This window comes from Ruegeria sp. AD5 (assembly GCF_056542345.1).
Map to the genome: position 1 here is coordinate 728,700 of NZ_JBQFZR010000001.1, position 11,809 is coordinate 740,508.

Consider the following 11,809-nt stretch of genomic DNA (forward strand, 5'->3'; position numbering starts at 1 on the left):
TGTTTGTTATTGGTCGTCACTTGTTAATTTATGAACAACGCAAACTGGGATGATATTCGGTACGCGCTCGCCGTAAGCAAATACGGCTCACTCAATGCAGCTGCAGCGGCACTGGGCGTCACGCATGCGACTGTGTTGCGAAGGGTAGCCGCATTCGAAGAGCGCAATAGCTGTGTGATTTTCCAGAAAAGCCCTTCGGGATACTCTGCCCTGCCCGAGGCCAGAGCAGTTCTGTCGGCTATGGAAAGCGTCGAAGATGCGGTGCTATCGGTCGAGCGCGCGCTTGTAGGAGCAAACCGGTCTCCAGTAGGTCACGTACGTATCGCGTCAACTGACAGCCTTTGCCAGCTTGTTTTGCCCCAAATACTTAAAGAGATATCCCAGTTGTACCCTGGCTTGGAGCTGACTTTATTGAGCGGCAACAGCCATCATGATTTATCGAGATTAACTGCGGACATCGCCGTAAGGCCCTCCATAAAACTTGAAGAAGGGCTTGTTGGGGAACGCGCAGGTACACTGTCATTTGGAGTTTTCGACGACGGCGGCACCAATCGAAAATGGTTGCGGCTTGATGGGGCTTTGAGTCGTTCTCTTCCAGCCAAATGGCTAGCCGATCATGTCAGTGCGGATGAAATGACGAACGGAGCAGATAGCTTCTTAGTGCTTCAGCAGATGGCTGCATCCGGGGTGGGCAGAGCGTTTCTGCCCTTGTTCATCGGGAACGCGGACCCTCGGCTTCAGCTGTCGAGCGAGATGGATCCTGGAATTGATGTGCCACTGTGGGTCGCGACACTTGATGAAATAGCACACACTCCGAGGTTTGCCATTGTACAACGAGCTTTGGTTGATCGCATAGCCAACAAAACTCTCTGCCGCTGAGAACAACGGGAAGTCGCGCCCTCGCTCAGGCGTACTGTACGCTTTCAGGCCTTCAAGGGTTTCGTCCGGCGGCAGGAAGCGCGCGATCATTTAGGTTACGAACGTCGCAAAAGGCGCGGCTGACCTCTAAGGCAACCCCATTGGATAAAACCGTGTCCTCAGCTTGCGTCTGCGGGCTGCAGTACTATTGCCGAATAGCTTTACCTCGTCCCCAAGACAGCTTCGCTGCCTGACCTACAAATCAGCCCTGATTTTCCGAAAGGGAAGTCAGATCAAACCAAACAGTCCGTCGGAGCATGAACTGGGGGCGGTGGGTTAGTTTATGAAGCAAATGTCAAATTCAACTAATGTCTAACATTTGGGGCGCCTTCTGATGTCGAACTTCCACCGCTTGTCTGGTCCAACTATGACGGTTAGGTCAGGTTCGCGTGACTTTAAACAACAGGAATGTGGGGAGACACATAGCTTTGCCATTCGATATAGCTTAACTTACTGTTTTTATATGTTTTTTTCCTCAGAGGGGTGCAGACACAACATTCGCAAGTCAAGGCATTTCCGGTAAGTCAGCGCCCTTCTTAGAATTGATCAGGTATTCGCTGCGTCTCGACCAATGAGCAAACGCGCTTCTCTCTGACATCCACCGTGGTTTGTGCCGACTGGCGATCAGAGCCCGCACTAGGCCTTCGGCATCATCAATAGCGTTGTTCGTTTCGCAAACCCTGATGGCCAAGTCGTCCTAAATTCGTTTTGTGGAGCTCCGAACAACGAGTCGTGTGGCGAGCTCTTCGGATTTAGGTGCCTGATCAGAAGCGATCCAATCGGCTAGCGCGTCTGCTGCTCGTTCACCCATCTTAGAAACAGGTAGATGCACGCTTGTCAGTGGCGGAACGGTCACGGACGAAATTGGAAGGTCGTCAACGCCCATCATAGAAATCTGGTCCGGGACGCCGATGTTTTGCGCTTGAAGACCAAGCAAAACCCCAAGCGCAACGACGTCAGATAGGCATAAAATTGCATCTGGCTTGGTGTTTAGACCGCCGAGGTGTTTTGCAACGTTTACTCCGCCCTGATGGCTGATCTCGGTTTCGAAGGTTGAAAGATTTCCAGCGAAGGGAAAGGTTGTAATGCCTGCAAGGCGAGCTCGTGTGCGATCATTGTCGTGAACCGGGCCATGTACGACAGCAATGTCCCGATGTCCGAGATCTGCAAGGTGCTGCAATGCAAGTTGCGCCGCGGCTGCGTTATCATACCCGATGGTCGGCAACGGGTTTTCGGGGTCAAAGAAAGACGTAATGATTGTTGGCAACATAGTGCGCTCGATCAGATCGAGCAGCGCGGCATTGTGTGTGGCTCCGGTGATAATCAGCCCCTCAGCTCCGATATCCAGCAGGCTTTTGGCTTTCTTGGCTTCGATATCCAGATTTGCCTCGGTGGTTGCTACGATCAGTGACAATTGGTGGTCCGACAGCTTGCGCTCTAGCGCCGCAAGAAAGCGGGCAAAGATTGCGTTGTCCAGAGTTGGGACCAATGCGCCGACAAATCTAGTGCGTCCGGAGTTGATCGCGCGCGCGGCCGCACTTGGGACAAATTTGAGGTCAGCGATGGTGGCTTGAACTTTTTCCAGAGTATCTTTCTTAACCACACTCGGTTCGTTCAACACGCGCGACACCGTCGCGACAGACACGCCCGCAGCCTTTGCTACATCTCTGAGATTTGCGCGTTTTTTAGGCTCTGGGGCTTTTTGCATCGTAGGATTTGGTGTCCATTTCGCGGATTTCTGAGTAAAGAGTTGACATATGTAACTAGTTTCATCAACCTCTGTAACTAGTTACATTTTGGGAATTCAGCAGCGATATGCAGGGGTCATCCGTCTTACACGCGTTTACCAACTCGGGGTTTGACAGCCCTGGCCGCCTGTTTCCTGGGTTTCAGAACGCTTCTGACACCCGCATGCACATCCTTACCGCACGTGAGGCTGTTCGACTGGTCGTAAAGCACGGTGATTTGCTTTCGATAGAAGGGGTTGGTCCAAAGCAAGCACTGGATGTTGTGGCGTTCACCAATGATGGAAAGTCGGGACTGGCGGCGCTGAGTTTGACAGCAACCGGGCACGTCAAATGGGACGATTTTGATAGTACACAGCTCCTGACTTGGGTTACGGCGCATGGCGGCAGTCGGCAGGTTCCCTGTCACAGGCTGGACCATATACCCGAGCCGCTGATTCTCCGCGCAGACCACACGGTTACTGTCTGGGTGATCCGTACAACCGCGGTCACAGGGTTGATTGAAGGCAGTGCGACCGGGAACATCACAGTCTTGCACAAACCAGCAATGGTCAAAGGGCCGCCTTTGCCACCTTTGCTGGGTGATACACGGGACGAATTCACCGTGCAACGCGGTAGCGCTCTGGCCTATGAACTGAAGGCTGGAGAATTTGTTCAAATCATCGACATTGAAGGCCAGCAGTGTTCTGACTTCATGGCGCTGCGAACTGATGGGCTGGATCGTGGCCAGGAATGGATGATCGATTCAACTGCCACTCGGTCGATGGTGCGCCGTGCCTATCCCGGCCCCGGCTTGCTGGACAAGTTCTTTGATCGTGACATGCGCCCGCTGTTGAACGTAGTGCAGGATACCTGCGGTCGGCATGACACATTCGGACTAGCCTGTACCGCTCGCGGGTATGAAGAGCGAGGGTTCCCCGGCCATCTGAACTGTTCGGATAATATGTCAAACGCCTTGGCCCCTTACGGCGTTTCACAGCGGGCTGCGTGGCCTGCAATCAACTTCTTCTGGAATACATGGATCGACCCGACGAACCATCACATACTAACCGAGGAATCCTACTCGCGTCCCGGTGACTATGTCGCCATGCGCGCGCTTGAGGATCTGGTTTGCGTCTCGACCGCCTGCCCGGACGACATTGATCCCATCAATGGCTGGAACCCGACCGATGTGCATGTACGCATCTACCGCCCCAAAACGCCCATCCGCCGTGCGGTTGCCTATCGTGAAAAGGAAGACGCGCCCATGTCGATCAGTCAGGAGTCGGCCTTTCACGACCGTCTGGCCCCGTTAACCCAGCATTTCGCACCTGCGCGCGACCTATGGGCGCCCGTCAGTTACCCTGCCCACGGCACGTTGGGTGAATACTGGGCCTGTCGCGAGGCGGTGACTGTTCAGGACATGAGCGGGCTTCGCAAATTCGATATTGTCGGCCCGGATGCCGAGGCTCTGATGCAATTGGCCACCACGCGCAATGTGGCGAAGCTACCGGTGTGGCGCGGGTCTTATACATTGATGTGTGACGAGAGCGGCTCGGTGATCGACGATGGCACCCTGTTCCGACTTGCGCCCGAAATCTTCCGTTGGTGTTGCGGCACCGAGGAAAGCGGGCGCGCGTTGCAAGAACTGGCCGATGCGCGTGGCCTGCAAGTGCGGATCCATGCGCTGCGTGGAGCAATGCCCAACCTGGCCATTCAAGGGCCAAAGTCGCGCGAACTGCTACGCAAGATCGCCTTTACGCAACCGCATGTGCCAGGCTTGGATCATCTGAAATGGTTCGGCGTCACCGTCGCGCGGCTACGTGACCGCGAGGGTGCGCCGTTTATGCTGTCACGCTCGGGGTATACCGGTGAGTTGGGGTATGAGGTCTTCTGTTCCAAATCCGACGCCGTTGCGATCTGGGATGCGGTGATGGCGGCTGGGGAAGAGTTTGGGATCACGCCAATGGGCTCGGCCGCCTTGGACATCATCCGGATAGAGGCAGGGCTGGCCGCGGCCAATGCCGAGTTTGCGCCGGGTGTCGATGCCTTTGAGGCTGGTCTTGGCTTCGCCGTCGATCTGACAAAAACTGAATTCACTGGAAAAGCCGCACTGGAACGCAACCTGCGCGAGCCACGTCGGGCGCTCAAAGGGCTTTTAATCGGATGCGATGATGTGCCAACGCACGGTGCACCCGTCTATACAGGTGAACGGCAAGTAGGAGTGGTAACGTCTGCCACCCGATCACCGACGCTGGAACACGCAATCGCAATGGCACGGTTATCCATCGAACACGCGGAAAACGGCACTCAACTTGAGATCGGTCAACTCGACGGGCGGATGAAACGCCTGCGAGCCACCGTCTCGGATATTCCATTCATAGACCCGCAACGTAAGCGGGCGCGCGCCTGAAGGCGCATGCAACTCAACGCAACGGGAGAAAGTACATGAAAAAACTGAAACTTATTGCAACCTTGACCTTTGCTTTCGGCGCAACAACGGCGATGGCACAAGAAAAGGTTATGGTGGGCGAGCCCAGCTGGCCCGGTGCCAAAATAATGAGCCGTGTGATCGGCCAGATCATTGAGACCCGCTTGGGTGGAGAAGCTGGCTATGCCCCCGGAGCAAACGCGGTGATCTTTGCCGCCATGGATGGCGGTCGTGGTGACATCGACGTACACCCGGATGTTTGGCTGCCGAACCAGTCGTCCTTTACGGATGAATATGTCGATCAGAAAGGCACCGTAGGTTTGTCCTCAGGCAGTTACGAAGGCCGCGCTGGGATTTGTGTGCCAAACTACATGGTCGAAGATCACAACATCCGTTCGATCTACGACCTGGCGACACCCGTCGCGCAAGAGCTGTTTGACTCCGATGGCGACGGCATGGGTGAGGTCTGGGTTGGTGCCTCGGGCTGGGCCTCGACCAACACGTTCAAGGTGCGGGTGCGGGATTATGGGATCGAGACATTTCTGACGCCGACCACCGAAGACGAAACCGTGTTCTATTCCCGTCTGAAAGATCAGATCGACCAGAAGAAAGGCGCGGCCTTCTACTGCTACGCGCCACACTACGTGCACGCCTTATATGATGTGACCATTCTGGAAGAGCCCGAGCACGACGCGGCCACCTACAAGATGGTTCAGCCCGATCAGGATGCCGATTGGTATAACAAATCCCATGTCAGCACGGGTGAACCGGTCAAAACCGTGACAGTGGCGCATTCGAAATCGCTGGAACAGCGCAACCCGGCAGCGGCCTCTTTCCTTGCCAATATCGACATGGATGCGGGAGAGCTAAGCGGTCTGACTTATGAAGTCGTAGTCAAGGGCCGTGACACGGATGAAGTCGTAGCCGAATGGATCGCCGCCAACGGCGATATCGTCGACGGTTGGCTGGGACTGACGACCAACTAAAGCCCATGCGCCCCTGACTATCGGGGGCGCGAACCAACACAATTCCAATGGGGCCAATATGACAGCGGAAATAGCAATCGACGCAAAAGGCGTGTGGAAAGTTTTCGGTACACGCTCGCAGGAGGCTTTGAACGCTATCCACAGCGATGGCCTGAGCAAGGCCGAGGTGCTGGAACGCTTCAACTGCGTTGTCGGCGTGGCTGATGCCAGCTTTGAGATCGAACGAGGTGAACTGTTCTGCGTCATGGGCCTGTCGGGTTCGGGTAAATCGACCCTTGTGCGTCATGTGAACCGTCTGCTGGAGCCCACTGACGGGCATATCTATCTGGATGGCGAGGATGTGATGGGCCTGAACGATGAAGGTCTGCGCGATCTGCGTAACCGGCGCGTTGCGATGGTGTTCCAGAACTTTGGCTTGATGCCTCACCGCACAGTCCGCGACAATGTAGCAATGCCGCTGGAAATTCGCGGAACCGGAAAAGCACGCCGCTGGGAAGAGGCCGACCGGGTGCTGGAGCTGGTCGAGCTGAACGGTTGGGAAGACAAATACGCACATGAGCTGTCAGGCGGTATGCAACAACGCGTGGGACTGGCCCGTGCGATCGCTGCAGACCCTGAAATCCTTTTGATGGATGAGCCGTTCTCGGCCCTAGACCCGCTAATCCGCAAGCAGTTGCAGGATCAGTTCATGGACCTCAGTCACAAGCTGAACAAAACCACGATGTTTATCACCCACGACCTGGATGAAGCAATCCGCATCGGCCACCGCATCGCGATCATGAAGGACGGGCGCATCGTGCAGATCGGCACACCGGAAGAGATCATACTCAACCCCGCTGACGACTATGTGGCCGACTTTGTGGCGGGGATTTCGAAACTCAATATGATCTTCGCCCATGCGGTCATGAAACCGGTCGATGAGTTCGAGGCGCATCACGGCGAACTCCCGGAGGATGCCAAAGAGGCTCACCCAGATATGGATCTGTCCGACCTGATGAACCTCTGCGTGGACGGACATGGAGTCGTAGCCGTGACGCAGGATGGCAAGACGGTAGGTGTTATTAACCGTGCGGGTTTGATCCGCGCAATTCAGGACAGTCAGGCGTAAGGGCAACGATATGAAACATGTTGATACGCAACAGATCCAACCGGAAACCGCCGACCGTCTGAATGGGCTAATAGGAGATTTTGTCGGTCAGGGGAACGCCTATTACCAGAAGACCTTCGCCTATATGATGCAGGCCCCAGGCTATCGCTTTACATTAAACACAGCTGCAGCAATCCTCGGGCCGATCTGGTTTGGTGCACGCGGGCTGTGGTCGTGGTTTCTCGGGTTTTTGGTTTTGGAAACGCTGGCCTACATCCAGATCGGTCTGGGTTTGTTTGGTGATCTTGGGCGCGAGTTCCGCGAGCGGGCGATACAGATCGAGCAGACACTGGAGCTGCGCCGACAGCAGATTGCAGCGGCGGAGCAATCCGGGTCGACCACGTTGGAGTCGTTGAAACGCGCGGCGGAATCACTTGAAGGAGCTCTGGCTGGCGCGCAGGAGGCCGCACGCACAGCGGACTCTACCGGTGTCACGTATCTGATCATTGGGATCGCCCTTCTGCTGGCAGTCAAGTTTTTAGCTGCTTCTCTGGCCAACTGGACGCTTGAAGGTCAATTCGCGCGCTGGCGTTCAGACCCAAGTGTAGCCCACGGCTGGTCTATCTCTCGGCTGATTGTGGCGACGGCGTTGACCGCTGTGGTGGTGATCCTGTCTATGATCAAATTTGCACAACCGGACGCGGTGGCTGTGCTCAAGACCTTCCCAACCAACCGGGACTGGCGTCTGAACGTAGGCGATGGTGTGCAAGCGGTGTTCGAGTGGACCAAGACTGCCGGGCGCGGCTTCTTTGATGGGCTGACCTATGGGATGCGCACCCTGCTGGACTGGATCGAGGTTGTGCTGGTCGATACCCCCTGGCCGGTCGTAGCTTTGGTGATCATCATGCTGGCTTACCTGTCGGCTGGTCCCCGTGTGGCGATCTTCACCGGAGCCGCGCTGGCCTATCTAGGCCTGCTGGATTTTTGGGAAAAGGCGATGACTACAATCGCCCTGTTGGGCGCCGCGGCGCTGATTTCGATCACGCTGGGCATTCCATTGGGTATCTACTGCGCCCGTCGCCCACGTGCTTTTGCCATCGTGCGGCCCATTCTAGATTTCATGCAGTCAATGCCCTCCTTCGTCTACTTGATCCCGGTGGTGGCTTTTATTGGATCTGGAAAGCCTGCAGGCGTAGTTGCAACCATGATTTTCGGTAGCCCTCCGGTAATCCGCTTTACCGTACTTGGCCTGCAACAAGTCCCTGAAACTGTGCGGGAAGCCGCTTTGGCCTTTGGAGCAACGCCTCGTTACCTGCTATGGCGGGTAGACCTGCCCTTGGCGCACAAAACCATCATGGCAGGTGTGAACCAGACTATCCTGATGTCTCTGGCAATGGTTGTTGTCGCCTCGCTGATCGGTGCCAAGGGTTTGGGCGAGGACGTGCTAGAGGCACTGCAATACGCAGCGGCGGGACAAGGAATTCTGGCCGGTTTGGCAATCTTGTTCTGCGCGTTAATCTTAGATCGGATTGTGGCCGGACGAAAATAACAATTGTGGCAAACGCACGATCATCCGTCTGAAGTTCTAATTGTGTTTTCAAAGCCAATTGGTAGAGGGCGCTGTCTGAAGAGCAATCCGATGCTTTGCCCATACCTCTCAAAAAAGGCTGAGAAACATCCGGTTCATTAATCTAAAGAAAAGTCCAATAGTGTCCTCGGATCAGTACCGGGTTACAACAACTGCGACCGCAGCGAACACCACACCAATCAAAAGAGCCTTTGTATTCATTGAAGAACGATCGGGCAGTTTAACCCGAAGAGATAGAGCTATAATCACGCCCCCCGTTAACCCGGTCGCGATTGAATAGAGCATGCTACTTTTGTCCGCGTTGAGACCGATCAATATGCCGACCGTAAGTGAAGCGACAAAGTATGCACGTAGCCATCCAGACATATGCCCGGGGTGGGTTTTGTAGAGATAAATATTCACTCCAAATAAATGCAGCGAATAGGCCAACGTTCCTATGACGTACAGTTCAGGCGAAGTTGCGGTTGCTTGCATGACTGTAATGGCAAGCAAGCAGTTATAGGTTCCGAGTGCCACTGTATCCAAGCCAAGAGACAACCTGTTGTCGACCCCTATCTCGCGACCGGCTTCCAACAAATAGTAAGCGAGAAATCCTAGCAGAGAGTAACCATACAGCGAGTGTTCCCATTTCCCGGTTGCAGCTAAACCGGCTGACAATTCACCGATTTTTGGCAGCAAGAAAAGGAAAGCATAGCCAAGTCCGATCCCTGATGAAAAATCAGATAGCCAGCTTGCCGGGGCCGGGAATCTGCGGAAAAAAGACACGCAGAAGACGTGAACAGTACCAATGACTGCAATCGATGTTATCGCGAGGTATGTCGGCGCTTCGAACACGGCTAAGATCCAACGAACATATTACAAGCAGATGAGACACTCGTTGTGATCAAAAGCACAACCCAGAAAGTGAAGAAGGTGCGATAGCGGCTTTCTCAGAATGCCCACCGACTAGTTTTTTGAGTACCGATCGTACTGAACGATCAACGGCAGCTTTTGTCTGCTTAACAGCCAATTATTCAAGTTTGCCAAACACGTGCCTCGAGCCCATCGCGCCCAATGACGCAAGGTTTGCCAATGAAAAAGAAGCACGGAAAGCGAGAATTACATGGTTGAAGGCGTGCCTTGAAACAAACACTTGTACAGGCGCTCGGCCTTGCCGAATTGAACCCGGTGCGTTCACAAGCGCATGGCCTTGTAACCCCCAAGAGAGCCTGGACCATGCGTCTCTTTCGGAAGCCTTGCTGCCAGTGAGTTAAATAAACTCAGATCAAAACGTTATTTGGCCTCAAAAACCATCTCGCCCTCGACGAACGTCTTTAATATCTGCGTCTCACTGACCTCCGAGATCGGAATTTCAAATAGGTTGCGGTCAAGCACGATGAAATCGGCAAGCTTGCCGGTTTCGATTGAGCCAAGCTCTTCTTCCGCAAAATCCAAGTATGCAGAGTTGATTGTGCGGGCATCAATTGCCTGCTTCAGCGTGATCGCTTGGCCCACCGCAGGATCGGGTGGACTCGTGTCAGCCACAGGATCGATACGGGTCACGGCCGCCTCGATCGATGCCAATGGGGTCTGCATGAACAACGGACCATCAGAAGCGATAACGACCCGTCCTCCGGCGTCAGCCACAGAGCGCATTGGGAAAACCCTCTGCGCGCGTTCCGGGCCAACCACGCGGTTGACGACATCGTTGTGGGGGTTCGAAAACCATAGTACTGGCGAGAATTCCGGTGTCAGATCGAGTTCTACCAGTCTTGGCATGTCATCTTCCGATATGAAAAACGAATGGGCAAGCTGGTAGCGGCCTTTCAGCTCGCCCAGTTGGTTTCGTGCGATTTCCATTGCGTCCAGAACAAGCCTAGCACCGCGATCACCCACAGTGTGGAAAACCATGCCTTTCATACCTTGTTCTTCAAACCGGATAATGTCGGCCACAAGTTCCTCTTCGGTGAAAAAGATTAGCCCATAGTCGCCCTGACCAGAAGCAAGAGGATCATACTTTGAAACCGCGTCAGATTGGGACTGTTCCGCTTTCGAGGCGTTCGTTAGGAAAGGTTCCAGCATCGCACCGGTTTCAGTCGGAATGCCATCGATATTGACCTTAATAAAGGTTGGGTCCAGCCGTGGCGCGATCAAGTCTTGAAACGTGTCGATTGCAGCACGTTGGTCTTCCACGGATTGATATGCCCGCGTCGGAGAATCGTAGGTCCACGCCACACTAACCCTGATCGGAAGCCCCTCGGTCGTTGCAAGCCGATGTAGCGCCTGCACATTTATCAATTCGCTATGCATGTTTCTGGCAGATGTCACACCCATTGAGGCAAGCAAGTGTAGCACGTCCCTTGCGCCATCAACGTGGGTTTCGATATCCAGCCCGCGTAGAAATGGCATCGCGTAAAGACCCATCGCGGCCTCTTTCATGTAGCCTGTTGCTTCTCCTGTTTCTGGATCCCGCACAATGATCCCGTTCCGTGGGTCCGGTGTATCGACATCAATACCGCTATCGATCATCGCCGGTGTATTCAGCACTGCCTCGTGCCCAGTTGCAGTGATAATATAGGCCGGAATATCAGAGACTGCCTCATCAAGCCAAGTAGTGTTCGGTTCTCCATCAAACAGCTCGTTGGCCAATCCAGATCCAAAAAGGTATTCGAGATCTGGGCGCGCAGCTACAAATTCGCGAATCAACTCCGTTGCCGCTTCCGGGTCGGCATCGCCCGGGAGTAGGATCACCTCGTCAGACAATGCCGCAGCAACGTACCAATTGCGGAAATGAACATGGATGTCATAAAGGCCCGGCAATACCATCGCACCCGCAAGGTCGATCGTTTCAGTCTCGCTCCCAGCCAGCGCAACGACTTCTTCTGCAGAACCGACAGCAATGAAACGTCCATCCTCAATCGCAAACGCCTGGGCCCATTCTTGTTCAGGGTCGACCGTTTAGACCTGCGCATTGGTGTATATGGTGTCGGCGGTTTGAGCGTGTACTGCCGTCGTCGCAAGGGCGATTAATGCAACGGGCGCTAACAGGAAGCGAAATGAGAAGGCCATGGGGCTATCCAATCATTGTGCAAACAT

8 protein-coding genes are annotated in these 11,809 nt (G+C 54.5%); 5 read left to right on the forward strand and 3 right to left on the reverse strand.

Annotated elements, in window-relative coordinates; translation table 11 throughout:
• The first annotated feature begins 30 nt into the window (after positions 1-30).
• Complete coding sequence (locus ACR0JG_RS03720) at positions 31-879, forward strand: LysR family transcriptional regulator (RefSeq protein WP_480567569.1); 849 nt, start codon at positions 31-33, stop codon at positions 877-879.
• A gap of 736 nt (positions 880-1,615) precedes the next feature.
• On the opposite strand, the gene ACR0JG_RS03725 is transcribed toward ACR0JG_RS03720, so the two are convergent.
• Positions 1,616-2,626, reverse strand: a complete 1,011-nt coding sequence (locus ACR0JG_RS03725) for a LacI family DNA-binding transcriptional regulator (protein ID WP_480567571.1) — start codon at positions 2,624-2,626, stop codon at positions 1,616-1,618.
• Between the two features lie 203 nt (positions 2,627-2,829).
• Here ACR0JG_RS03725 and ACR0JG_RS03730 point away from each other — a divergent pair, with 203 nt between their 5' ends.
• Genes ACR0JG_RS03730 through ACR0JG_RS03745 form a run of 4 tightly spaced genes read left to right on the forward strand, consistent with a single transcriptional unit; the run spans position 2,830 to position 8,695 of the window.
• Positions 2,830-5,055: a DUF1989 domain-containing protein gene (locus tag ACR0JG_RS03730; protein WP_480567573.1), complete on the forward strand. Its 2,226-nt coding sequence runs from the start codon at positions 2,830-2,832 to the stop codon at positions 5,053-5,055.
• A gap of 35 nt (positions 5,056-5,090) precedes the next feature.
• Positions 5,091-6,059 carry an ABC transporter substrate-binding protein gene (locus ACR0JG_RS03735; RefSeq protein WP_170392767.1) on the forward strand — a complete coding sequence of 323 codons (969 nt, stop codon included), beginning with the start codon at positions 5,091-5,093 and terminating at the stop codon, positions 6,057-6,059.
• A 58-nt stretch (positions 6,060-6,117) separates the two neighbouring features.
• Complete coding sequence (locus ACR0JG_RS03740; RefSeq protein ID WP_480567575.1) at positions 6,118-7,167, forward strand: quaternary amine ABC transporter ATP-binding protein; 1,050 nt, start codon at positions 6,118-6,120, stop codon at positions 7,165-7,167.
• A 10-nt stretch (positions 7,168-7,177) separates the two neighbouring features.
• Entirely contained in the window at positions 7,178-8,695 is a 1,518-nt protein-coding gene (locus ACR0JG_RS03745; RefSeq protein WP_170392769.1) for an ABC transporter permease, read from the forward strand.
• Between the two features lie 171 nt (positions 8,696-8,866).
• On the opposite strand, the gene ACR0JG_RS03750 is transcribed toward ACR0JG_RS03745, so the two are convergent.
• The gene (locus ACR0JG_RS03750; protein WP_170625026.1) at positions 8,867-9,568 is read right to left on the reverse strand and encodes a hypothetical protein; all 702 of its coding nucleotides are present in this window, start codon (positions 9,566-9,568) and stop codon (positions 8,867-8,869) included.
• 438 nt (positions 9,569-10,006) lie between these two features.
• Positions 10,007-11,632: an amidohydrolase gene (locus tag ACR0JG_RS03755; protein WP_480569015.1), complete on the reverse strand. Its 1,626-nt coding sequence runs from the start codon at positions 11,630-11,632 to the stop codon at positions 10,007-10,009.
• Between the last annotated feature and the right edge of the window lie 177 nt (positions 11,633-11,809).